We start from the raw sequence: 25,873 nt of genomic DNA, 5'->3' as shown, positions 1-25,873 counted from the left end.
GTTTTTCGATACATTAGAGAAAACAACAATATAAACTCAGGAGCAAGGATGTTCGTTAGAGAAGCAGAATTTCAGGATTATTCCAAAATAGCCAAATTACATGCCACAAGTTGGCAGCAAGTCTACCAAGGTCTTTTAGATGATGATTATCTAGCAAGCCGAGTGGAAGATGAGCATTTAGCCATGTGGCAAACTCGCTTAACTCAACCGCCACTTAATCAAGGTGTATTAATACTGGAAGAAGCAGGCGCGTTGTGTGGCTTTGTTTGTCTATATGGTAATCATAGTTTTGAGCAAGGCACTATGATTGATAACTTACATGTCGATAAAGACCAGCGTGGTAAAGGATATGGAAAAGCCTTACTCGCAGAAGCAGCAACATGGGCACAAAAGCACTTTGCTGATTCAGGAATTTATTTAGAAGTACTGAAAGGTAATGATCCTGCTAAAGCATTTTATGAGTCACTTGATGCAAAGGATAATAGAGATTTTATTTGGAAGGCGCCCTGTGGTTCACAAGTACCATGTCATACTTATTGCTGGGAAAGCCCGAAAGCCTTACTTGAAGCAACAAACTGATTGTTAGCGAAAGATTATACCCGTTGTACTTGAAACTGCAGTTTTGTTGACGGCGTTCATTCGGCCCAATCACATAGGCAAGCTATGCTCATGGGCTCTCATTCGCTTGTCGCCTCACTGCAACGCCAATTACTTTGGGTATAAGATACCGATGCACGTTAAAAAACAAAGGAATCCTGAAATAGGATCCCTTTGTTTTATGGGTTTAATATCGACAACTAGTGAAGAATTAGTGCACCTTACGAGTTTGTTGCTTTAATACATGTTGGCATAAAGCGTCAGCTAATAGATGCGAGGCAATATTTCTATCTACTAAAGCTGATGGCATATGACCGGTTTTTACGACACCTAACCATTCTTGCACCATGTTATCAAAGCCTTTAGTGGCAAGCATTGGCATCCAGTCTTTGGTTTGTAATTGCTGCGCGTTATCATCTTGCCACAGTGTACCTTCCATAAAGCCACGGAACTCATAGGATTGATTAGCAAAATCCGCTGATACTCGTTCCTGAGTTTGACCAAACACGCGGTTCATCGATGCATTAAGCAAACTACCTTGCTGCTGCCATTGCACATTGATGCTCGCCAGTTGTTGGTTGCCACTCCACTGGGTGGTGATATGCATATCGTTAATGTCTGCCTTAGCAAAAATATTCACGCTATCGAGCGGGTGAATAAAGTCATCAAAAATAAAAGTACGCACATCACCAGGTTGGTTAAAGCGATGTTTTTCCCAACGTAATGAATGTAATGGATTAAGCGGCATTCCCGATTGAACACCGACTAAATGCTGGTTGAATAGTGGAATATGGCGACGGTTAAAGCCAACATATAACGGCGTATTATTACGTTGAGCGAGTTCATATAAGGCTTCGCAGTCATAACCATTATCCACCAGTGGCTTATCGACAAAAGTAGCAATGTGTTGCGAGAGGAAGAAGCTGGCAATATCTTTATGGCTAGAAGTCGCGCTGTGGATCATCACCGCATCAACCCCAGCATGAACCAGTTGGCGATAATCGCTGTAATACTCACGAACGTTATATTTGGTGGCTAATCCTTGCAGTACTTCTGCATTACGCGTGCACAATACCCATTCGACGCCTTCAATTTGAGTGATAAAAGGTAAGTAGGCTTTTTGTGCGATGCCGCCGAGTCCGATTAATGCGATTTTCATAGCGCTTCCTTTTAACTCTAAGTGTCTGTTTGATACGAAAGAGAGGTATCTGAAGAAATGAATACCATCATACGGAATTTTTTCAGTAGAATAACCCTAAATATTTAAAAAAGGTGAAGGGATTCAATGACACTAACAATCTGGCTTTCGCTACTGCTTATTTGCTTACTTGGTGCGATGTCACCGGGGCCAAGTTTGGCGATGGTCGCGAAACATAGTTTAGCGGGTGGACGCAAACATGGCTTAGCCACCGCTTGGGCTCATGCGTTTGGCATTGGTTTGTACGCGCTATTTACGATTCTGGGTTTGGCGATTTTACTTCATCAATTTCCATTGGTATTTAAGGCGATCACTTATGCGGGCGCGGCGTATTTAGCCTGGTTAGGTTTTAATGCGATTCAATCAAAAGGTGGCATTGCCGAGCGTTTAGAATCAGGGCGTAGCTGTTCAGTAGCTCAATCTGCAAAGGAAGGTTTTTTCATTTCGATTCTTAGCCCGAAGATCGCGATTTTCTTTACTGCATTATTTAGCCAGTTTGTTGCTGTGAGTGCTGAAACCAGTAGCAAAGTAATTATTGTCATGACTCCATTCATCGTCGATGGACTGTGGTACACCTTAATTACCTTTATGTTATCTAGCCAGCTTCTACTTTCTACATTGCGCAATAAAGCCCATTGGATTGATCGCATTTCTGGTGTGGTGTTAATTGGATTGGCACTGCGAGTGGTGTGGGTTGCGTAAGCCAACTAGAATTGAAAGGAAGTCCGTATAATGCCATCACTAAAGAGTCGCTTGATGAAACTGAATTTTAATCTTGAAGATGCAAGCCAAGTGATTATTGGTGCGTTTACGTTGGCGGTTCCTATTTCATTTTCGGAAGAAGCGTGGGATTTAAGCAAAACGTTACCATTGGAAAATGTGATAATGCTATTTATTATTTCAATAATCTTCCTTGGTTTCTTTGCCTATCAAAGCGTATTCCAAAGTGATGTGAAACGCCGCATGTCAGCGTTTATTCTGCGTATCGTCATTGCCTACCTACTCACTATTTTTGTGGTGGCGTTAGTATTGTTTTCTCTAGACAAATTACCGCTACAAACCGAACCATTATTGGCATTCAAACGATTAATTTTAATTGCTATGCCAGCCTCCATGGGCGCGATAGTGGTGGATAGTTTTGATAAAGAGTGACGAGTAAAATAATAGTTTTTGCCATTATTTAAACCACACCGTACTAGGCGTTTTCATCGGAATAGTGACGACTCATTCTATTCGAAACTCATCAATGGTCACTTTAATTTTATTTCTAACCGTTTTATTTATATCCGCTTATTTAATTCAGATAAGACAAAAAATGCGTTTATTTGGTTAACACCACGCGATAACCAATGATATCAAGCATTCTCTTTGGTAAAGATACATGTTATTGTTGTTATGTTATATCATATCAATTTACTGAGTTTTACATGAAACCCCAACCAATACTGACTATCGAACATTTGTCTCTTTCAAGTTTAAGAGGCCCGATCTTTAAGGATCTTTCTTTGGAGATATTTGCAGGAGAAATGCTGGCAGTCATGGGGCCCTCTGGCATTGGTAAATCTATGCTTTCCAAAGCAGTAGCAGGTTTTCTCCCTCCTGATATGCCGCTACATGGAAATATTCATTTGAATGGCCGTAGTGTCGGCGATATTTCGATGCTTCAACGTACTGCTATAGAATGTCCTGCTATTATTTTTCAGGATGCATTACAGGCATTAAACCCTTTGGCTTCAATTGGGCAGCAACTTTGCTTAGCTTTAACTGGGAATAAAACTCGCTTAAATTCATGTGATCATAACGTTATAAATACACTTCTTATTCAGCTAGGGTTTTCTGATCCAAGCGCTGCGCTAATTAAGCGTCCAAGCCAATTATCAGGTGGTCAACGTCAGAGAATTTGTATTGCCATTGCATTATTGGGAAATGCGAATTTAATCATAGCGGATGAACCTACCAGTGCGCTTGATCCCATCACGGAATCAACGATTCTGGAATTACTGCATTTCAATGTTAAGCAACGCAACATCTGCGGCATGTTAATTACCCATGATCTTAAATCAGCATTAGCTTGCGATAAGATTTTGGTTATCGCAGATCACCAGGTAGTGGCTTATGGTGAGCCGTCAAAGGCGATTACAGCGAGTGGACATCCTTTTTGTCAGCAGCTTGCGCAACTCATGCTTTAGCGCCCCTTGGAGTTAAGTTTTGCATAATCACATTAAGGCAGAGTCAGCCGAAATTCGCTTTGAGCAGGTGAGCGTCCATTATTGGTCAGGAGCTCGCTGGCTAGGTGGTAAGGTGTTTAAAGCAGTCGATAACTTAAACTTGGTCGTTGAGAAGAATAATTTAGCGATTGTTGGCCCTTCAGGTGCAGGGAAATCAACCTTAATCGAATTATTATTTGGGCTCCGTCAACCCACTATAGGTGAAGTATTTGTTTGTGGTTTTTCTTTGTCAGCATGTTCGTCTGAGCAGCGCAGACAATTATGCCAACATATTCAATTGATCCCACAAGAGCCTCAATCGAGCCTCAACCCTCACTATACCGTTTATCATATTTTATTAGAGCCTTTGAAAAACCTTGGGCTTATGCAAGATGCAGATAAAAAAATCAAACAGGTACTTAATGATGTTGGGTTAAATCTCAACTTATTGGAATGTTCTCCTCAACAATTATCAGTAGGCCAAGCTCAACGCGTTGCCATCGCTAGAGCTTTAATCGTTGAACCTTGTGTGTTGGTAGCCGATGAACCAACCAGCAGTCTTGATCCTGTGAGCCGAAAGCAAATTCTTAATTTACTCAAACATCTACAAAAGTCGCGTTGCATGCGTTTAATTTTGGTCACTCATGATTTGAGCGCAGCACAAGATTTATGTGATGAAATTTTAGTATTAGAAAACGGAAAAGTCGTCGATCGCCACAATGCAAAAGGCTTAAAAACAAACTCAAAACATTCAATGACTCAAGCGTTACTGAATGCCCAAAATAAAAATCATAAATTTACTCAATGGAATAAAGAGATCGTATATGAAATTTAATCCTCATAAGTTGCTTGCATTACTTGCGGCGAGCACCATGTTAACAGGCTGTTTTGACTCAAAAGATGAAGATATATCAAATGATGCTAAGGCGAATCAAACGACTTCTGAAATTCGCCTTGCAATGATGCAACCGCCGAGAACGGGCTTATCTCCTTTGTCTGATGATGCCTTTAAGTTATCGCGTTGGAGTACAGCTGAAACATTAATTAACTTGAATGATCAATCTGATGCCGAGCCAATGCTTGCCACCAAATGGACACAAGTTGATGAAAAGAAGTGGCAATTTACGATACGTCAAGGTGTTCAGTTTCATAATGGTTCTAAGTTAGATGCTAGCGCTGTTGTTTACTCGCTACAAAAAGCGCTAGATGCCGCGCCTAAACCAAGAATTCTTGATGGTATTGACTGGGAAGTTAAGGCTTTAGATGATTTTACGGTTGAAATTCAAACAACGTTTAATGACCCCTTATTACCTGGTCGCTTATCCAGTCCTCAATTAGCAATTATTTCTCAAGTGGCTTATCAAGATAATGGTCGTGTGAGCCCAATTAAAGCGGGAACAGGGCCGTTTATACTGACTGAAATTAATGGGCAAACAAGCGCAAAACTAGTGCGTAACGATAACTATTGGGGCGAAAAGGCCAAAGTAGAACGCATCTTTGCTCAATACGTGCCAGATGGGTTTGCTCGCGCTGCTGCATTAAGAACCGGTGAAGCCGATGTGGTTGAGTCTGTTCCCGTTTCACAAATAGCAATGATGGATTCAACACAGTTACATGAGGTCGCGATGCCTCGCACCAATACATTGTATTTGAATAATCAATCGCCAGTTTTCAGTCAATTTAAATTACGCAAAGCCGCTGCTCAAGCGGTTGATCGTCAGCAAATTATTAATACGGTTTATGAAAACCATGCGGATATAGCAAAAGGCTTGTTAGGGCCAGCACTAGCATGGGCAGCACCTATTCGTGATAAGCAGCCATTAGTAGAAACCAAGGAATTACGTCGAGCTCATGGAGAAAAAATTACCATTGGTACATTTACCGATAGAGCTGAATTACCAGAAGTGGCGACGTTACTTAAACAGCAATTAGAAGCAGCAGGTTTTGTGGTTGAGCTAGATATTCGCGAGTATGCTCAAATCGAAAATGATGCTCTTTCTGGTAAATTTGATGCATTCTTGTTATCTCGAGCAACTGTGTTGGATTCAGGTGACCCAGTTGCATATATGCAAAGTGATTTTGGTTGTAAGGGCTCTTTTAATCTCGGTCAATTCTGTTCAAAAGAAGTTGATGAAGCGTTGCAATATGCTGACCGTCAACCACTAGGTGAGTTACGACAACAGGCTATCATCGCTGCTGAAAATAAAATCCTAGGGCAATATGCCGCTATTCCATTACTGCATGAACGAGTCATTCAGGGAGAAAGTAGTCGAATGAATCATGTTCAACGAGCTCCACGTGAGCGCCGCTTAATTGATCAGCTTACCGAGGTGAAATAAGGAATGTTGTCAGTTGCTATGAGCTCGCGTTTGAGTATGTCCATGCCTTGGGTATCTCGCTTGTTGTCTTTAGCGGGGGTCGTGGTATTGATTGGTTTAATGCCAGAAATTGCAGGCATTGATCCAGCCCAATCAATTCTACGAGCGTGGGCAGGGGCTCAACAACTCATGACGGCTGAAGCTTTGCAAGCAATTCAAGATGACTTACAACTCAATCGTAGCGCTTTGCAGCGTTTATGGGATTGGTTATTGCTGGCTCTACAAGGGGATTTCGGTGGGTCATGGGTAGATGGTTCATCCGTGAGTCAAAGTATTTTACAGACAGCTAAAACCTCACTGCTTCTCATGATAAGTGCTTTCAGTTTTACATTATTTATGTGTGCGGTAAGCGTTCTCTACACGGTTAAAAAATGGCGGTCTAACCGGATATCGGGTCAATACGGAGGACATAATAGCTTGAGTTCCGTACTGATATCATTACCAGAATACGTGCTCGCGTCTTTATTGATTCTTGCTTTTGCTATTTGGTTAGGTTGGTTTCCACCTTATGGTTGGGGAGGTATACAAAATTTATGGTTACCGGGGTTCGCTCTAGCTTTACCTGCAACAGGCTTACTTAGTCGATTATTGAATGACAGTTTAAAACGAGTTCTAGCTGAGCCTTGGGTGCTTACTTGGTTATCTGCCAATGTTACTCAGTGGCAAATATTACGGTTTGCACTTTGGCGTGTTATCAGTAATTTATTACCACAAATTGCAATGATTGTGATTGGTTTAACCGGGGGAGCGGTTGCGGTTGAGCAGATCTTTTCGATTCCTGGAATTGGACGTTTAATCTTAGGAGCTGCGAAATCTCAAGACCTTCCCTTATTGCAAGGTGGTTTATTAATATTACTGGTATTTTCGATGTTTATTAGCAGTGGAAGTCTCATTCTTCAGCGCTATTTACTCGGTCATAGTATCAAAAGTGGGAAGTTAATAAGTACACATAGCCATTTTCGACTTACTCAAAGTAAGACTAAGCGTATAATCAGTGTTGGAATATTTAGCCTATTAGCATGTTGTATTATATTGGCTTTATTTCGAGACCCTTATCTAATTCAGTTTTCTCGTTTAGAGCGGCCCTCTATGGTGATTCCATTTGGTGCAGATGCATTAGGGAGAGATTTATTTGCGAGAATTGGTAGTGGCATGTTATCGACGATCCAAATGGGGTTACTGGCAACGATATTGAGTTTTCTTCTTGGTCTGTGCCTAGGGTTTGTGACTCGATTTAGTCAAGGATTTATCGAAATAACTAAAGGTGTACCTTATATTGTTGCCGGGCTATTAATTGCAGGGTTAACGGGAATGAATCCTGATAGTGCATTGATTGCTATCGTATTGGTATCTTGGGCACCACTTGCAGCACATTGCTCTAGCTTAATTTTAGAAGCGAAAGCACAGCCTTATACTCACTTAGCCCCAACTTGGGGGGTGGAGAAGTTTCAATTACTACGTTTTTATATACTTCCGTATGTCTTACCGCCACTGATTCGACATGCATTATTACGCTTTCCAGTTATTACTTTAAGTTTAACCTCATTAAGTTTCATTGGGTTAGGAGTAAAACCGCCAGAGCCTGAATGGGGGCTCTTAATTGCGGAAAATTTACCTTACATCGAACGTGCTCCACAAGCGGTTTTATTCCCCATATGTGGTTTGGTTTTAATATCAATTGCAATTAACTTGATGTTTGATGAATAAAATAAAGCCAGAGTTTCGTACTCTGGCTTTATTTTTGTCTATTTCAATATATTGACTGCAAATTATTCTTTAGGCCAACAACATAATCCCAGACTGAGCAGGCAGGGTGAGCGTTTGACGTAGTAGATCATCACCACCTAGCCACACATTAAATCGATTCGTTGGTAGACTGATATGACATTCTTCAGAGCCTTTATTAATCGCCACTACGCCAATTGGCTTTTCTTCCGTTCCTCGCAAAATAACCAATACATCATCGGTTGATTCTAGGACTTGCACTGGCGAGCCATGTACTTGCTTATGAAACTGAATCATCTTGATCAGGCTAGTGTCGTGCCAGCTTTGCTCCCATCTAGGGTAGCCTAATGCATCTAGATCGTTACTGGTGTTTAAATCGGTATAGATCAAAGGTGCGCCATCGCTGCAACCGAGTAAGTAACAGTAAACCAATTGTTCTTGTTGTGGCGATAGCATTTGATTGCGAAACACACCGTTATTAGGAATATCATGGGTCACCGCAAAAGTAATCGCGCGTTTATCGTCTAGGCATTGTCCTTGCTGATGTAAATTTAACAGCGAAGTCATGCTGTGATCATGTTTGAAGACATTTAATAAACGATGGAATAACGGGAAGTCATTGGCATCAAATGTGGTGCTCTCAATAAACGGCTTTAAAAAGACTTCATATTCGGCTTTGCCTTCGCCGCCATCGGTAATGATCTCACCAAATATTTTCACGCCTTCACAGATGTCTTCAGTCCACACTTTAGCAATATGTTCTGGTGAAAGGTGTTTTGCAGCATCGATTCTAAAGCCAACAACGCCCAAGTTTTTCAACGCTTGTAAGTAAGCTTGCTGGCAAGCCACTACATTGTCAGTCGGCGCTAATGTAGGCAAGCCGGGATCGGTATCGCTACCACTGAGTCGGCCTTTTTGCACATCCTTAGCATCTAACCAATTAGTAATTGGAAAGGCAGGTTCAAAATCTTCGTCGGTAAACAATGGCTGAGATAAATCGCCAAACAGCTTTAAAGATTCAAAGTGTTCCGCTTTAGCTTGGTAGTCTGCCATGGTTTGTGGATTAGGGTAGGTGAGGTCACTACGTACTTGAGATTCATTGGCCATATGGTTAAACACCACATCCACATAAAGCGAAATGCCATGTTTGGATAAGGCTTTTTGCATCGAGATAAAATCAAGTGTATTGCCTAGTGGGCTATTAATCACACGATAATCTTGCGGCTGATAGCGGTTCCACCATTCAGAATGGTTGGGTGATGTCATCGCTGGAGAAACTAAAACAGAATCATAGCCTAGTTGAGCAATGCGCTCGGCTTCGCTGGCCACTTTTTGATACGACCAATCAAAGGCATGTAAAATCACATCGGCAGAAGAAACTGCAGGCGTTGCAGTGACAGATTGATTTGTGAATACAGACATAATGCCTCTTTAATTTATATAAGAATAGAAAAAGAAAAAATGCACAACGCCAGCATTATCGCCGGCGTTGTGAATTAAGCTAAAGCGATTGCATTACCACCATGCTTCTGCTTGGATACCAACTGAAAACTCATTCGATTGGTCGCTACCAAAGCGGTCGTCGTTTTTGAAATCATCAACATAAGAGGCGTAAACACGGATTTCAGGACGAGCCCAGAAACCAGAGCCAGCAGTCCATGCTTGAGCGACGGTGAATTTAGCACCTTCGTTGTCAGCACCATCGGTTCCCCACTGATTTTCTTCCGTGTAGTAACCCGCTTCAAACTCAGTTTTCATCATTTCAGACCAGTTATAGATTGGACGCACAACAGCGTTGGCAAAAGAATGGTCTTCTTTATTTCCTTCGTATGAACTTTGAGCGTACATCACTTGGTGACCGAAATCCCAGTTCTCGCTTAAATCTACCACACCGAAGTTAATCACACGGAAGCCCGTATCCCCATCTGAAATGGCAGGGATCCAGCTACCTGAACCTAGTCCAGCCATGCCTGATGCTGCACCGTTTGTCGCAAATTGGAACACAGTTTTGTTGAAGCCACCGAAGAAGTTACCTTGAGTGATCACCGCAGTTGCCATGACGCTGTCTTCGGTTTCAACACCAGCATTATCTTGCTCGTCAGTTTCGTTAACCATGTAGTAGTTAACACCAAGCTCTAATGTTGCATCTTGCCATAAACCTAGGTCGGCATAACGTAGATCAAAGTTGTTAACGTTGACATTTTGGTTGTCATTAACACCATCACCATCAATATCAACCCCTAGGTCAGTACCAAGTGCATCATCACGCATGAAAGCAAATGAGATTTTACCTGGACCAGCTGTGACATTTTCAATACCACCACCTGCGCCACCAGAGGTATTCCAGTAGTAAAAGTCAGTAATGTGAATATCTTGACGTTGGTAGTAACGTTTACCAGCCCAAAGTGTCGCTTCTTTATCGAATTCAAATAAGCCTTTGGCCTGAACGTTAAACTGGGCAAGCGCAACATCTGCACCATTGTCGTCATCACGAGCCGATTCCCAACCGTTTGAACCATCAGAGCCGTAAGCGATCATTGAGCTTACAATGAACTCAGCGCTGTCACCGGCTTTAATCGGTGTGGTATCTAGTTGGATTTCCCCGTAAACATCATCTTCGTTACCAAGACGACCGACTTTATTTCTTTCGTATGATTCATTTGCGCCACCATGTGCACTCACGCCAGCACCAGCACGCATATAACCATGGAAATCGACACCTACCGCCATTGCAGTAGGAGCAAGTAACGCAGAGGAAACGGCAGCAGCAGTTAAACAGACCTTGAGGTTTTTCATGTTATTAATCCTTTATATTGTTTCATCTTGCTCACCGGCTATGTTGTTAAGCTAGTGAAGCGATTGGCTCTCTGAATGTGTGGCGGCTTTTAATGAGCTTTTATTTGAATCATTCAGCGATGAAGCAATTTTGCGAGAAGTGAGGCGAACTCACATCCTCCCGAAATAAGGGCGTAGGGGGAGTAGGAATAAAGGATGAGTGTGCCGATCACACTCGGTGCAAAGTAAGGCTTCGCAGAATGAGATTTGAAGCAAGATAAGACTAATGAGGCCCCAAGAAAATGAGATCTTTCGCTCAAATAATCGGGATTTGTGAACAGAGTTGGATTTTAGATATTAAGGAGTAGTTTGTTGATTTTGTCCGTGAATAGCATGAAATTAACGTTGTGCTATTCACGGAAAATGAGTGTCAAAGGGGAGCTAGCAGTTATTGACGCTTACCGCGAGTGACTAGGTAAATCCCCGAACACACTAGCATCAAGGCCACTAGGTTTTTCCATTCTAAAATACTTTCATTTAAGAATAGTGCGGATAATAAGCTACCGAAAATCGGAATTAAAAAGTTAAAGATGGTGATCATACCAACAGGGTTATGCTTGAGTAAAATGCTCCACAGGGCAAAGGCCGCCGAAGACAGTAGAGCTAAATAAATCAGCAATAACACGCTCGAAAAATGAAACTCGCCACTGTGACCACCAGACAAATAACCAATCACCAACAATGCCGCGCCACCAATTGCCAGCTGCCATGCAGTCATCAGCATCGCATCCATTTTTTGTGATAGACGCTTGCCGTAAATAGAAGCTGAAGCGAGGAAGAACGCCGCTACAACAATTGAACCTTCACCCGCTAAGCTAAACTGAAAATCAAGCAATGAGCTATGAAAGTTAACAATAAACACGCCTAAAAAACCAATTGCACAACCCAGGGCTTTACGATGGGTTAAGCGATCATTTTGATAAATGAAATGCGCTAAAAGCACACTAAAAAATGTACCCGTTGCATTCATGATCGACGCTTTCACGCCCGTGGTGTACGCCAAACCAATATAGAAGAAGATGTACTGTAACGTGGTTTGACTCAAGCCTAATGCTGCCAGCTGGCTAAATTTCGGCAGCGTCATTTCCATGCTTGGCTTTTTCATAATACGCGCAATGACGAATAAAAACACACCTGCCAAGAAGAAACGTTGCCCCGCAAACACCATCTGTGACGCCACATCATGTGCTTCAATTGATAATAATGCATAACCAGTTTTGATCGCCGGATAAGCACTACCCCATAAAAGAGTACATAAAATTGCGATAGAAAAAACGATAGGAAGACGCGTGAAAATGTTGTCAGAAGCTTGCTTCATGGTGTGCCCAAAAGAGATAAAGATAAAGGGTATAATAACAAACAAGTAAAGGAAATATAGCGACATCCTGTATCTTATTGATAATGGAGTCAGTTACTCCTTGTTTCTTGATAAGTCGAGCTGACTCGGAAAGTATGGTGGTGTCATTCGTTCAGCTTTGGCTTGTTGCTATTCTCAACTCTTTATACTCAAGTAACATCATTAATGTATAGGGAGAAGGTGAGGATGTTTAAGTGTCCAAATTGTGGTGGTTCTATTTCAGTACGGGAAAAAACAGTACTGCAACCTAGTAAACCCATCAGGTGTAAAAAGTGCACTCAGGAGTTAAGACCTTTTTCTGTCTATTTTTATTCAATATTTTTTGTTGGTCCTGGCGCTCATTTTTTATTCATAAATTATGGTCAGCTCAATGTTTTAAGTGCAGCCGGTCTCGCCTTTTCAATAAGCTTTTTGCTCCTAGTCTGCCAGCCGATGAAAAAGGTATTGAGAAAGTAAAAAAAATCCCCAGATCAAAACTATGACTGGGGCAAAGGCATTACGATAAAAAATTTAACTCAGTTAGCTTCTGTCAGGTTCTTGTATACCTTAAGTGAGACAGTTTACACGCCATGTTCTTTAAATAGGCGCTTACATGCACGGCCGTCGCTGTGGAATAGGTGGCAGCGGTGAGCGGGAATACCGATTTGGAAAGTATCGCCAGAATCGACGTCTAGAGTATCACTTTCACGGTAGATGAAATCAGCATCAACATGATCAAGGCTTAGGTAAACTTGAGTTTCATTACCTAGTTTCTCGACCACTTGGATTTTACCTTGAATCACCACATCACCTTCACCGCTTGGCAATAAATGCTCAGGGCGAACGCCGAGTGACATACGAGCGCCTGCTTCAACCGTTGAACCATCAACTTGGATCCAGAATGCCGCTTGGCTTGCCAGTTCTACTTTCACGCGTTCTGGTTCAACTTCTTTCACTTGGACATTGATGAAGTTCATTTTGGGAGAACCAATGAAGCCTGCGACAAAACGATTTTTAGGATAGTGATAAAGCTCTAATGGTTTACCAACTTGCGAGACACTACCGCCATCTAATACGACGATTTTATCGGCCATGGTCATGGCTTCTACCTGATCGTGCGTTACGTAGATCATGGTACAGCCAAGTTTCTTATGCAGTTTGGCCAGTTCAATTCGCATTTGTACACGCAGGGCGGCATCTAGGTTAGAAAGCGGTTCATCTAATAAGAAAACTTCTGGCTGCGCGACCAAAGTACGACCAATCGCCACACGTTGACGTTGACCACCTGATAACGCTTTAGGTTTACGCTCAAGTAAGTGACCAAGTTGCAGAATATCCGCTGCATGATCAACGCGAGACTTGATTTTTACTTTGTCTTCTTTAGCCAGCTTCAAACCGAATGACATGTTGTCGAATAAGTTTAAGTGAGGGTATAAAGCATAAGATTGGAATACCATTCCGACACCACGCTCAGAAGGTGGTACGTCATTCATTTTGGTATCGCCGATGAAAAGCTCACCAGAAGTAATATCTTCTAAACCGGCAATACAACGTAGTAGGGTGGATTTACCACAACCTGATGGACCGACAAAGACCACAAACTCGCCGTCTTGGATCTCCAAATCCACGTCTTTAGAAATGAGGTTGTCTCCGTACGCCTTACAAACTTTTCGTAGAGTCACACTCGTCATCTGGTCTTCCTTCTGATTATTTTTCTAATAGATTTCCAATGTCTAGATAATGAATGTTAAAAGTTTTCTATCATCCAAACATATTGTTTATTCCTGCGTCATTTACATTCTCTCTTGCAATGTAAAAAGCGACTATGAGACTTATCTTACCCAAAACACACCAATAAACCTCATCCCTCTACATTTAATTTTTGGTGGACGTAGGGGGATGAGTGCATAGATCACACTTTTTTATTGAGATTCAAATTGGCCGCGTAGACAGGAGTATGATGTGCGCCCGCTCACGTTTATTGTCCATTTTTCGCTTGGGATAAAAAATATTGTGAATCTAGGTCACAAAAGTCAGTTTGTTGGCGGGGGGCGTAGAAGTTAGGAGGATGTAGGCGGGTAGGAATTATCGCATTATTTTTCCATACCAAAACTTGGCTGCTTGCCTATTAAAGGTATGTCATGTGTTACGAACCCTACATTTTTTGTTTCGACGCCCGTAGCACTTAAATAAGAACAATAGAAAGGATCATGGAAATGAAAAAAGTCCTCAACACTGCCATTTTATGTAGCCTAGCCTTAAGTGGTGTTAGTGCACATGCTGCTATTGAAGAAGGTCAACTTACCATTTGGATCAATGGTGATAAGGGATATAACGGCCTTGCTGAAGTAGGTAAAAAGTTTGAAGAAGATACTGGCATTAAAGTAACGGTATCTCACCCAGATAAACTCGAAGAGAAGTTTCCTCAATTGGCTTCTACTGGCGATGGTCCTGATATTGTTCTTTGGGCGCACGACCGTTTTGGCGGCTATGCTCAATCGGGCTTACTTGCAGAAGTAAAACCATCGGCAGACTTTAAATCAAAATTTGCAGATTTCACTTGGGATGCGGTGTCTTATGAAGGTAAGTACATTGGTTATCCTGTCGCGGTAGAGTCTCTATCTCTTATTTATAACAAAGACCTTGTTAAGACTCCGCCAAAGAATTGGGAAGATATTGCTGCACTAGATAAGCAGCTGCAAAAAGATGGCAAAAAAGCGATCATGTGGAACTTATCTGAACCTTTCTTTACTTGGCCAGTTCTAGCCTCTGATGGCGGTTACGCATTTAAGTTTGAAAATGGCGCGTACAATCCAAAAGATGTCGGCGTAAATAACAAAGGCGCGCGAAATGCGATGAGTTTTGTGAAAGGCTTAGTTGATCAAGATGTTATTTCACCAGATGTAGATTACACCATTGCAGAATCTGGCTTTAACAAAGGCGAAGTGGCGATGACTATCAATGGCCCTTGGTCTTGGGCAAACATTGATAAAGCTGGCATCAACTACGGTGTAGCAAAACTACCAATGTTTAATGGTAATCCTTCAAAACCATTTGTCGGTGTTTTAACGGCGGGCATTAGCTCAGCATCACCAAACAAAGATTTAGCGGTTGAGTTTATTGAAAACTACATGCTGACTCGCGATGGCTTGAAAGCGGTGAATGACGATACGCCACTAGGTGCCGTTGCATTAACATCTTACCAAGATGAATTGGCGAAAGACCCACGCATTGCTGCCACTATGGCGAATGCGGAAACGGGTGAAATCATGCCAAATATTTCTCAAATGTCTGCCTTCTGGTATGCAGAGAAAGCAGCGATTGGCAATGTGGTAAATGGTCGTCAATCAGTAGAAGAAGCGCTAAATACCGTTGCGGAGCGCATGACCAAATAAGGTCAAATTGTCCTCAATTGAGGATTGTGAGGGAGGGAAATCTCTCCTCCCTCAATTTTGTAAGTTATCCGTCTGCTTTAATTTGGGTCTTATATTTTCAGCCCATGAATAGTGTACGTTAAAGCGTTTCACTTATGCAGTTTCAAAAGCTTTCGAGTTTTATTATGCAACCTAATGTGGCATGTGAACTCGATACAGAAACGGAATTTAATATGTCTGCGAATATTATGTCATCTAGTCTAGCTCCACACTCTGAGCCTCGTCCTTTTCCTTGGTTGAAAACTCTCGTGCTTTCAGCTGTTACCCTTTTGAATGGCTATGCGATTGTATTGATGTATGCGCGCGGTGAGTTCGCTTTCGCATTACTGACTTTAGTATTGGCTTCGATGGGCGTATACATTTTTGCTCGTAAGCGAACTTATGCTCACCGCTATATCTACCCTGGCGTGGCGGGCATGATCTTATTCATTATTTTTCCGCTAATTTATACCATTGGACTGGCATTTACTAACTACAGCGGTTCCAATCAGCTTAGCTTCCAACGAACTCAAGGCGTATTGCTTGAGCAAAGTTTCCAAAGTGGAGATAGCTACAAATTTGATCTTCGCCAACATGATGATGTGTACTCATTAGCACTACAGCAAGGTGATCAGTGGTTGGTTTCTCAGCCTATCTCCTTATCGGATGGCTCTGTTGAGCAGCTAGAAGGGCATCTTGATTTAATGCCTACGACAGAGTTGCCGGGTAAAAAAGCACCATTAAAAACGGTGATCCAAAACCGTAATGTGTTAAATCAACTTGAAGTAAAAACACCGGACGGTGAAGCGTTAGTGATGTCGGGCTTGCGTAAATTTGCTCAAGTACAACCGCTTTATAGCTTAGATGCTGACGGTGAAACCTTAGTCAATAACCAAACTGAACAAGTGTTGAAGCCAAACTATGAAATTGGTTATTACCAACCGGTTGATGCAGATGGTCAGTTTATTGGTGACTACATCACACCGGGCTTTATCGTTAATATCGGCTTTGACAACTTCACCCGTATTTTCAGTGACCCAGGTATTCAAGGGCCATTCTTTAAAATCTTTGTTTGGACAGTAGTATTCGCAGCAGCAACCGTGGTTCTGACTTTGGCAATGGGCGTGATTTTAGCGCAAATCGTTTCTTGGGAAGCGTTGAAAGGCCGCGGGATGTACCGTGTGCTATTGATTCTACCTTATGCCGTACCAGCGTTTATTTCTATATTGATATTCAAAGGCTTATTTAACCAAAGCTTTGGTGAGATCAACCAATTATTACAAGGCTTGTTTGGCTTGAGCCCAGCTTGGTTTACCGACCCGTTCCTTGCCAAAACCATGATCATTATTGTTAATACTTGGCTAGGCTACCCATACATGATGATTCTAGCGATGGGGATGTTAAAAGCGATTCCAGATGATTTATATGAAGCATCAGCAATGGATGGCGCAGGCCCAATTGATAACTTTATGAAAATCACATTGCCGTTATTAGTGAAACCTATGGTGCCGTTATTAATCGCCAGCTTTGCCTTTAACTTCAATAACTTCGTACTGATTCAATTATTAACTAACGGTGCGCCAGATATGATTGGCACCAGCGTTCCTGCCGGTCATACCGATTTATTAGTGAGCTATACCTACCGTATCGCGTTTGAAGGTGCTGGTGGTCAAGACTTTGGCCTAGCGGGTGCGATTGCCACACTTATCTTCTTATTAGTGGGCGGCTTATCGCTACTGAATATGAAGTTCACTAAATTAGAAACAGAATAAGGAGATTCAACATGGCTATGGTTCAACCTAAATCTTTGAAATACCGTGTTTGGGCAACGCATATTGGAATGTGGATCTTCTTAGCTTTGATGATGTTCCCACTTTTGATGGTGATTGCGATTTCCTTCCGTGAAGGTAACTACGCAGCTGGGGATTTGATCCCCCGTAATCCATCGTTAGAACACTGGAAACTGGCACTAGGCTTTGATGTGGTACACGCCGATGGCACGGTAACTAAGCCACCATTCCCAGTATTGTTATGGCTTTGGAACTCAGTGAAAGTCGCCGGCTTAACAGCGATTGGGATTGTAGTGCTTTCAACGACTTGTGCGTATGCCTTTGCTCGCATGAAGTTTAAAGGTAAAACAGTCATCTTGCGCTCTATGCTGATTTTCCAAATGTTCCCAGCAGTACTAGCACTTGTCGCGTTATATGCACTGTTCGATCGCCTAGGTACTTATGTTCCATTCTTAGGCTTGAATACCCACGGTGGTGTGGTGTTTGCCTATATGGGCGGTATTGCACTGCACGTATGGACAATCAAAGGCTACTTTGAGTCGATTGATAATTCGTTAGAAGAAGCGGCTGCGCTTGATGGTGCAACTCCTTGGCAGGCATTCCGCTTAGTATTGCTGCCATTATCAGTGCCAATTCTTGCGGTAGTATTTATCTTGTCATTCATCGCAGCCGTGACCGAAGTGCCGGTAGCGTCATTACTACTACGAGATGTTGATTCATACACCCTCGCAGTGGGCATGCAACAGTACTTGTATCCTCAGAACTACCTGTGGGGTGACTTTGCCGCAGCCGCTGTGTTATCTGCATTACCTATTACGATTGTGTTCTTGCTGGCTCAGAAGTTCCTAGTCGGTGGTTTAACCGCGGGTGGTGTGAAAGGGTAGTAACAACGCACCTCGAATTAAAAATTCAAACTGAAAATGAATGCCGCAGATGAGAGTCTGCGGCATTTTTTGTAAGTGTAAAATCTACGAAAAACGATGGCATATTGATGCTTATTAATATTTGTGATGATTTCTCTTTATTGATACATAAAACTTATTACAAGTGTGATTACGGTCACCAATTCGTGGTATTGTTACATTATAATGCCTGGAAATTTGAGTCTGACTCTTTGTTTTTATTGTTGATGTTTTAATTTTGTCATTTGTTGGTAGGGAAATGTAATGAATCAAATGTGTTAATTGTAACAGGTACGCGACCTGAAATAATAAAAATGGCACCTGTTTATAAGGCATTTCAAGAGCAGGATATGAATGTAGATTGGTGTCATACTGGTCAACATGATTCGTTAGCAGAACAAACATTTCACGTTTTTTCAATTAAACCAACTTATATGTTAGATCGGCCAAAGGGTTCAAGTTTAACTGATTTACTTGGCGGTTTAATGAAAAGTGTAGAAAATATATTACATACGAAAAAATACCAATGTGTTTTAGTGCATGGCGATACTTCTTCTACACTTGCTGGAGCAATGGCTGCTTTTTATAATCATATTCCAATTATTGGTCATGTAGAAGCAGGGTTGCGCTCTGGCAATTTACAACATCCTTTCCCTGAAGAGTCTAACCGCACATTAGTTGGAAAAATTGCGAACTTACACTTTGCACCTACTGAGTCCGCTAAATTAGCTTTATTAAAAGAAGGTATTGATGAATCCGCAATTTTGGTTACTGGAAATACAGCCATTGATGCTCAAAAGTACTTAATAGAGAGTGGAGTGTTAAGTCAAGAGCTAGGAAATACAGTACTCGTTACTGCTCATCGTCGAGAAAATTGGGAATCAATACCAACCATCTGTAAGGCATTGAAAAATCTTGCACAACATAAACCAGATTTGAAATTTTTATTTGCATCTCACCCAAACCCAAAAGTTAAACAGGCCGTTATTGACAACCTTGCTGACTGTAATTTTGTCGATGTAGTTGATCCTTTAGATTATGTGGAATTACAACAAGTATTACTTAGTGCACCGCTTATATTGACAGATTCTGGAGGTATACAAGAAGAGGCTCCAACTTTTGGTACGAGAGTAGTAGTGTTAAGAGAAACTACGGAAAGACCAGAAGCATTGCACCTAGGTCTATCTCTTTTATCAGGTGCAACAGATGAAAGTAGAATTGTTGAATCTGCGTTATCACTACTGGAATTGGGTAAGACTAACGATGTAATTAATCCATATGGAAATGGGGACGCATCTAAAATAATTTTAAATAAAATTAAACGAGTGTTTTATGACAATTTTTGATGCTTTCATCAGCTATTTATATGGTCTGAAATTTATTTTAATCGTAGTGATGGTTATTCTATGCCTTTGCGGTATAGATGACCTATTTATCGATATGTATTATTGGTTACGTCGATTTTGGCGCAGAAGTACCGTTTACCGTCGATATTCAAGAAAACAAGCTACGGAACTATACGAAAAAAGAGAACAACCTTTAGCTATTATGGTTCCTGCATGGCAAGAACATGGTGTAATCGATAAAATGGCTGAATTGGCGGCCTCTCGTCTAGATTATGAAAACTACCAAGTTTTTGTTGGTACTTATCCTAATGATCCTGAAACACAACAAGATGTAGATAAGGTTTGTGATAAATTCCCAAATGTACATAAAGTTGTTTGTGCTCGTCCAGGACCAACTAGTAAAGCCGATTGTTTAAATAATGTGATTAGTTCAATTATTGAATTTGAAAAAAAAGCAAAAGTTGAATTCGCAGGCTTTATTTTGCACGACTCTGAAGATATCTTATCTTCCATGGAATTACGCTTATTTAATTATCTATTACCTAATAAAGATCTCATTCAATTACCTGTTTATCCATATACAAGAAAGTGGTATCAAATGACACCGGGGCATTATGCTGATGAATTTGCTGAGCTACATGGCAAAGATGTTGTCGTACGTGAAGCTATTGCAGGTCAAGTGCCGAGTGCTGGTGTTGGTACTTGTTTTAGTCGTAAAGCAATACTTAAGCTTTTAATCGAAGGTGATGGTTTACCTTTTGACGTTCAATCACTAACGGAAGATTACGATATAGGCTTTCGTTTGAAGCAATGGGGAATGAATGAAGTTTTTGTACGCTTTCCGGTTATAGGCAAAGATCAGGTGACTTTAAAAGAGGAGTCATTTGGTGTGTCAATGCGCGAAGGAAGTGTGGTTTGTGTTCGAGAGTATTTTCCTACTACATATTCAACAGCAGTAAGGCAAAAAAGTCGTTGGATAATTGGGATTGTATTCCAAGGCTTTAAAAATCATAAATGGACAAAAGATTGGAAAATTAATTATTTTTTATGGAGAGATAGGCGAGGTGTTATAAATAATACGGTTGGCTTTATTGCAATGTTACTTTTAGTTCAAATGTTGGGGTTAGGGTTATACTCTTTGTTTGATAATAGTTACCACTTTCTATCTATTATCTCTGAAGGTGCAATGGCTAAAACATTATTAGTTGTGAATACTTTTTTACTCTTAAACCGGCTGTTTCAACGATTTTATTTTGTTAGCCAATATTATGGTTATTTGGAAGGAGCTCTCTCCTTGTTACGTTTATTTTGGGGGACAATTATTAACTTTTCCGCCAATGTGCGAGCGATAAGGCAGGTTATTGAACAAGGAGATCCTAGGAGAGTCGCATGGGACAAAACAACGCATGATTTCCCTTCAGTATCAATAGAGTCAAGAAAAACACCTATTGGTCAAATATTAATTGATTCAGGCCATATTATGGTTGAAGAATTAGAAGAGGCATTGTTGAACTGTCCATCCAATCAGCTAATTGGAAGTTACTTAGTTTCTAATAAATTAGTGTCAAATGATGCATTAAGCCGTGCAATTGCAATACAAAATGAAGCAATGTACGAGGCTTGTAATCCATATACATTAGACCATTCTCTTATCGAAATTTTCCCAAAAAAATTAGCATTAAAATATTCTGTTATTCCGTTACGACTGGAAGGGGATACTTTGGTTTTAGGAAAAGAATCACCCCTGAGTCCTGTGGGGCTGGCTGCTATAGAAAGAAGGTTAAAAAGGCCTATTAAATGGGTTATTACAACTAATGGTGCGGTTACAGTAGGAATACGGTATTGGTATTTAAATTTAGAATCGGATAATCCAGATGATTTACTTAAGCAAGCATTATGTGACGGAAAAATAAAAGATAATCAAACTCAGTGGATAATGGATATTTACTTATCTTCACAAAGTCAATTAGGTCGATGTTTGCTATCTGAACGCTTGATTGAACCTGCAGTATTAAATCAAGCGATATTAGCTTTTGAAAATGAGTCAACACTTTCTTTTGGTGAGTTTTTAATTGAGCATCAATATATAACGAAGCAACAAGTTGATCGTGCTTTGAGCTTACAAAAAGAACAGCAAAAGAGTATGAAAGGTTTGATTGAAGTTTTTAGTAAGGAAAACAATGAAATCTTTATCTAAGATCTTAATAACATTGTATTTTGTGTGCATAAGCTTTGAAGCTTTTTCTTCAAGTGATGATATTTATTTAGGGTTAACAGACTCCCAGCATTTTCGTACTTATCCTTATGTTGATAAAGCCTTTCGAGATGAAAATGATAAACAATACAATGAAGCTCTAGAGGAAATGCAACGAGCCTTAGTTATTGTCCCAAATCATGCACCTTATATTAAGTACACCTATACATTGAGTCTGTTGGCAGGGAGACCTGATTCAGAGTTAATTGCTTTAGTTGAGCGTTTGCCGCAACCAGATAGTGGAAACCTTTTACTTGAAATTAGAATTAAGGAATCAAAGTCAGGGAAGTTATATACGCCTCATGAAGTCGATGTAATGACAAGTGGATTATCGAAGACTCAATCACAAACATGGTATGAAAATCACTTATATCAAATTGAAAAAGTAAGAGGCCGTCAATCTGCTTTAAACTGGGCTTTAAATCAGCAAACAAAATATAAGAATTTAGGTGCGCAACGTTATGAAGCTTATGCTTTATCTGGTAGTAATAAATACCCAGAGGCATTGAGCATCTTAAAAAATATTAAGAAAAATAATCAAGAAAATGATAAAGACTTAGAATACCTTGCTTCACTATACTTATCATTAGAGCAAGATCAAGAAGCGCTTGTGATAGTGAAAGACATTCCCTCTAAACAAGGGAAACAAAAGATTTATGCAAGCTACATTGCGTCTCTATTAGACGCCAGCCGACTCAGTGAAGCAAGAAGTGAACTTAATAGGTTATATAAATCAAACATTTTGACAGCTGAGATGAAAAATCAAAGAGATTATCTCAATTCTCTCAGTTCAACCCAATTGAACCATTTTGAAGTAGAGGGACCTAATATTGATAGTTGCCTCAATAAAGTGATTGACTTGACTTTATCCAATTTAATAAAAGAAGCTAAAATTAATTTTTCTCACTGTTCTCCTAAAAATACACCCTATACATGGCTTACCGTCGCAGAACAATTACAAGCTTACTCTGAATTAAGAAGTACTAAATTTCAAACGCCTTTATATGAGAATAAACGCCGAGATATTTTGATTTCTTACTACTCAAACACACAAAAATGGTTAGAAATTACGGAGTTACTGGATAACAATAGATTATTATCTCGCCATACTCGAACGTTAGCTTATGCTTATTCCCACTTAGGAGATTACCTGCGTTCTAGCGATTTGATGTTTACTTTATATCAAAAAGAACATGTTCTTTCTGATGTGGATTTTGCTACTTATACTCGATTGAATTTACCAAATAGAAAAATTGAAACTGCTGAAATGTTAAATGAATCTTTTTCATATTCATCTTCAGAATTTCTAACTAGTCATAATTTAGTGCAACGAGTGGCAATTTTGGCTAATGAAGATGTATCTTTATTTCCAGTTCAAATTATAGAGACTTTAAATACTAAGTTAAGACTAGAAAGTAAAATTCCAGCATCCAGTTGGCAAAACCAAAAAAAATGTGATGACTTGAGCCAAGATATATCACCACGCCACGATTATAAAAAACAAGCAGAAGCTTATTGTATTTCGGCTCAAGATACACGTGCTGCAGCCGATCTCTATGTTGAAACTTTAACGCCTTCTTCTAGTGAAGCGGAGCGTATTATTATCGCTAAATGGTATGCAATTGCCTCACAGTATTCCAAAAGCTACCAATATTGGTCAGATGTTGAGTTGAGTAATTTAGATAATTACAGCCGTTACCTTTATATTACAACATTAAATGAAATGGAGTATACGCAACAGGCTGATTCTTTATGGAGAAAAACAAATTTTAATAAACAAAATGACCAATGGTGGTTACTAGGCTTTAAAATTGCCGATAATTTAGATAACAAAGAACTTGCATATCAGCGATTAGAGAAAGGCTTCTCAGTTTCTCATTCCTCGGATATTGTCAGGAAAATAGGGCTTCATTATCAAGAATCAGGGCAAACAGAAAAGTTAAATGCTTTGGTTAATGAAGTATTAGTGACAGATAGAACAGGAGATTCCAGTAGTGAATTAGGTTACGTTCTACTTAATAAGAATACAGAGCAAGCAGAAACGTTACTTTCTCATGCGTATACATATTCGAAATATCACTCTGATCCTATACTACTTTCTGAATATGCAAGAGTATCTGGTCTTAATGGCAATGAAGTTAAAGCTAAATTATTGTATGAGACGGCTATTGATGAAGTCTACTCTGCAAGATCAATGACTGAACAAAAACAAACTCTATTGAAATATTTACAACAAGCTCATAGAGATATTGATTTGGGGTGGAAATTTACTGTAGCAGGTTGGATAGGTGAGAGTCGTGTTCAAACGGTTCCTGGTTTTTCATCTACAGACGGAAATTTCTTTTTATATGAAGAAGGGTTATATACTTTTGAAGACCCTTGGGTTCCTCGAAGTGCGATAAGTATATCGAGCTTGCAAAGTGGATTAACAGATAGTCCGGATGATTTCGGTGCAGAAGCTGACCTTGCCTACCAAGTTCAACCATTATCTTTCCATAACACTTATTTTAAGCTTGGTATAAAGCAATCAATAAATGGAAATGATTATACAAGACCTTACTTAAGAGTAAGCTCTGATATCTTTTCCAATGATAATTGGAGCAAAGGTTGGAAAGATAATCGGTCGCATTGGTTTTATCAAAATTTATATCTGGATGCTTTAGTATACTTAACTTCAAATGACAAATACTCTTTATATGGGCGTTATGAAGCAGGTGAAACATTCAAAACATTTGATAATAATTTACAGCGTATAACCCCTTATGCTTTTACTCAATGGAGTAGTAGCGAGTTGGAAGATTACAATCAGACCGATTTACTCGCAGGTATTGGTTTAAGCTGGTCGTGGGAATGGTATAAAACTCATTATGATGGGTTTAAAGTTAATTCAGAGGTAGGTTTAGAATGGCAACATGTACTCGACAGCGACAATGTTTCAGATTCCGACGATTCTATTTTATTACGATTTTCATCTTACTTCTGACAGGATGCAAAAGCACAGAGGTTGGCATTTTTTATCAACCTTTAAATAGAGATTTATCCGTTTCAGATCAAGAATGGCAGCGGTTTTCTGCTCAATTGCCAACAGAGAATATTACCCGAGTTATTACTCAATGGAGTCGGTATGGTGATGAACAATTTGGTGGTAATACTGGTTGGTTAGCTGAACGGTTCGAAGTTCTTCTGGGAAATGACCTTACCTTATGGTTTGGCTTGTATTCAGATCCTAATTATTTTAAAGCTATCCATAGTGATATAAATCAACAAGCTCGTTATCTTGATCAATACTTTTTAACCATGAAACAAGAATATCAAAATTGGAAACCATGGTTAAATCAACATGATAAACATATTGAAGGAGTTTACTTCCCTCTAGAGTTGAGCGATTATGATTTTTCGACTAAACAGCAGAGATCTCAGGTCAACCGGATGCTTGCCCAACAACTCAAATTTTATCAACACCCAGTGATGATTAGTTTGTATATGTCCGGCACTATTACTCCAGATGAAATGGCTGAGTGGACACAACAGTTATCTGATATTGGCTTAATTGTTTTTGTTCAAGATGGTGCTGGAACTGGAAGTTTAGAAGATGAAACAAGGTTAGATTATTTAAATTCATTAGACTGTAATATTGGTAGAATAGAAGAGATTTTTAAGCAAAATCCGGACGATACCGATTTTTCCGCAAGTAGATTGACGAAACAAGAGTATCAACAAGTACGAAGTGATACATCTTGTCATCTATCCAGTCTTTTCTCATTACGTTACTTACCCGTTTTGAATAATCCATTGAAACTGGGCGATTAATATAGCTTCCTAATACTTACTTATTCATATATTGGTTAATAATAAAAAATGCCGCAGATGAGAATTTGCGGCATTTTTGCAT

At 40.1% G+C, this 25,873-nt stretch carries 19 protein-coding genes; 14 read left to right on the top strand and 5 right to left on the bottom strand.

Features of this window, described 5'->3' with window-relative positions:
- Nucleotides 1-48 precede the first annotated feature (48 nt).
- On the top strand, nucleotides 49-579 hold the full coding sequence (locus K358_RS0109425; protein ID WP_027696586.1) for a GNAT family N-acetyltransferase: 531 nt from the start codon (nucleotides 49-51) through the stop codon (nucleotides 577-579).
- 229 nt (nucleotides 580-808) lie between these two features.
- Here the strand turns inward: K358_RS0109425 and K358_RS0109420 are convergent, their stop codons facing one another.
- Entirely contained in the window at nucleotides 809-1,756 is a 948-nt protein-coding gene (locus K358_RS0109420) for a Gfo/Idh/MocA family protein (RefSeq protein ID WP_027696585.1), read from the bottom strand.
- Nucleotides 1,757-1,882: 126 nt separating this feature from the next.
- Between K358_RS0109420 and K358_RS0109415 the strand changes: the two genes are divergently transcribed.
- The 6 genes from K358_RS0109415 (at nucleotide 1,883) to K358_RS0109390 (ending at nucleotide 8,087) form a co-directional block, all read left to right on the top strand.
- Nucleotides 1,883-2,497: a LysE family translocator gene (locus K358_RS0109415; RefSeq protein WP_027696584.1), complete on the top strand. Its 615-nt coding sequence runs from the start codon at nucleotides 1,883-1,885 to the stop codon at nucleotides 2,495-2,497.
- Nucleotides 2,498-2,551: 54 nt separating this feature from the next.
- The gene (locus K358_RS0109410) at nucleotides 2,552-2,947 is read left to right on the top strand and encodes a DUF2391 family protein (protein ID WP_027696583.1); all 396 of its coding nucleotides are present in this window, start codon (nucleotides 2,552-2,554) and stop codon (nucleotides 2,945-2,947) included.
- A 275-nt stretch (nucleotides 2,948-3,222) separates the two neighbouring features.
- Nucleotides 3,223-3,984, top strand: coding sequence for an ATP-binding cassette domain-containing protein (locus K358_RS0109405; protein ID WP_027696582.1), 762 nt, complete (start codon nucleotides 3,223-3,225; stop codon nucleotides 3,982-3,984).
- 19 nt (nucleotides 3,985-4,003) lie between these two features.
- On the top strand, nucleotides 4,004-4,837 hold the full coding sequence (locus tag K358_RS0109400) for an ABC transporter ATP-binding protein (protein ID WP_027696581.1): 834 nt from the start codon (nucleotides 4,004-4,006) through the stop codon (nucleotides 4,835-4,837).
- Nucleotides 4,827-6,341 (top strand): ABC transporter substrate-binding protein, encoded by a 1,515-nt coding sequence (locus K358_RS0109395; protein ID WP_027696580.1) that lies wholly within the window; start codon nucleotides 4,827-4,829, stop codon nucleotides 6,339-6,341. The genes K358_RS0109400 and K358_RS0109395 overlap by 11 nt, the downstream gene beginning before the upstream one ends.
- Nucleotides 6,342-6,344: 3 nt before the next feature.
- Entirely contained in the window at nucleotides 6,345-8,087 is a 1,743-nt protein-coding gene (locus K358_RS0109390; protein WP_027696579.1) for an ABC transporter permease subunit, read from the top strand.
- 69 nt (nucleotides 8,088-8,156) lie between these two features.
- Here K358_RS0109390 and K358_RS18295 read toward each other — a convergent pair whose 3' ends face one another.
- From K358_RS18295 to malK, 4 genes are all read right to left on the bottom strand, one after another.
- Nucleotides 8,157-9,527, bottom strand: a complete 1,371-nt coding sequence (locus K358_RS18295; protein WP_038150028.1) for an alpha-amylase family glycosyl hydrolase — start codon at nucleotides 9,525-9,527, stop codon at nucleotides 8,157-8,159.
- 93 nt (nucleotides 9,528-9,620) lie between these two features.
- Entirely contained in the window at nucleotides 9,621-10,901 is a 1,281-nt protein-coding gene (lamB, locus tag K358_RS0109380; protein WP_027696578.1) for a maltoporin LamB, read from the bottom strand.
- A gap of 427 nt (nucleotides 10,902-11,328) precedes the next feature.
- Complete coding sequence (locus K358_RS0109375) at nucleotides 11,329-12,258, bottom strand: DMT family transporter (RefSeq protein ID WP_027696577.1); 930 nt, start codon at nucleotides 12,256-12,258, stop codon at nucleotides 11,329-11,331.
- Between the two features lie 599 nt (nucleotides 12,259-12,857).
- Nucleotides 12,858-13,967 (bottom strand): maltose/maltodextrin ABC transporter ATP-binding protein MalK, encoded by a 1,110-nt coding sequence (gene malK, locus K358_RS0109365; protein WP_027696575.1) that lies wholly within the window; start codon nucleotides 13,965-13,967, stop codon nucleotides 12,858-12,860.
- A gap of 525 nt (nucleotides 13,968-14,492) precedes the next feature.
- Between malK and malE the strand changes: the two genes are divergently transcribed.
- From malE to K358_RS0109325, 7 genes are all read left to right on the top strand, one after another.
- Nucleotides 14,493-15,671, top strand: coding sequence for a maltose/maltodextrin ABC transporter substrate-binding protein MalE (gene malE / locus K358_RS0109360; RefSeq protein WP_027696574.1), 1,179 nt, complete (start codon nucleotides 14,493-14,495; stop codon nucleotides 15,669-15,671).
- Between the two features lie 227 nt (nucleotides 15,672-15,898).
- A complete protein-coding gene (malF, locus tag K358_RS0109355; protein WP_027696573.1) occupies nucleotides 15,899-17,461 on the top strand; it encodes a maltose ABC transporter permease MalF in 1,563 nt (520 codons plus the stop codon).
- An 11-nt stretch (nucleotides 17,462-17,472) separates the two neighbouring features.
- Nucleotides 17,473-18,363, top strand: coding sequence for a maltose ABC transporter permease MalG (gene malG, locus K358_RS0109350; protein ID WP_027696572.1), 891 nt, complete (start codon nucleotides 17,473-17,475; stop codon nucleotides 18,361-18,363).
- A gap of 293 nt (nucleotides 18,364-18,656) precedes the next feature.
- On the top strand, nucleotides 18,657-19,727 hold the full coding sequence (wecB, locus tag K358_RS0109340; protein ID WP_038150027.1) for a non-hydrolyzing UDP-N-acetylglucosamine 2-epimerase: 1,071 nt from the start codon (nucleotides 18,657-18,659) through the stop codon (nucleotides 19,725-19,727).
- Nucleotides 19,714-21,924 (top strand): glycosyl transferase family protein, encoded by a 2,211-nt coding sequence (locus K358_RS18290; protein ID WP_051241259.1) that lies wholly within the window; start codon nucleotides 19,714-19,716, stop codon nucleotides 21,922-21,924. The genes wecB and K358_RS18290 overlap by 14 nt, the downstream gene beginning before the upstream one ends.
- Nucleotides 21,908-24,964: an NfrA family protein gene (locus tag K358_RS0109330; protein ID WP_027696570.1), complete on the top strand. Its 3,057-nt coding sequence runs from the start codon at nucleotides 21,908-21,910 to the stop codon at nucleotides 24,962-24,964. The genes K358_RS18290 and K358_RS0109330 overlap by 17 nt, the downstream gene beginning before the upstream one ends.
- Nucleotides 24,886-25,791, top strand: a complete 906-nt coding sequence (locus K358_RS0109325) for a DUF4434 domain-containing protein (RefSeq protein ID WP_083962793.1) — start codon at nucleotides 24,886-24,888, stop codon at nucleotides 25,789-25,791. Before K358_RS0109330 ends, K358_RS0109325 begins: the two co-directional genes overlap by 79 nt.
- Nucleotides 25,792-25,873 lie beyond the last annotated feature (82 nt).

The organism is Vibrio litoralis DSM 17657, from assembly GCF_000426765.1.
GTDB lineage: Bacteria > Pseudomonadota > Gammaproteobacteria > Enterobacterales > Vibrionaceae > Vibrio > Vibrio litoralis.
Note: the sequence above shows the minus strand (reverse complement) of the source record. Positions and strands in the feature narration are given on the sequence as shown.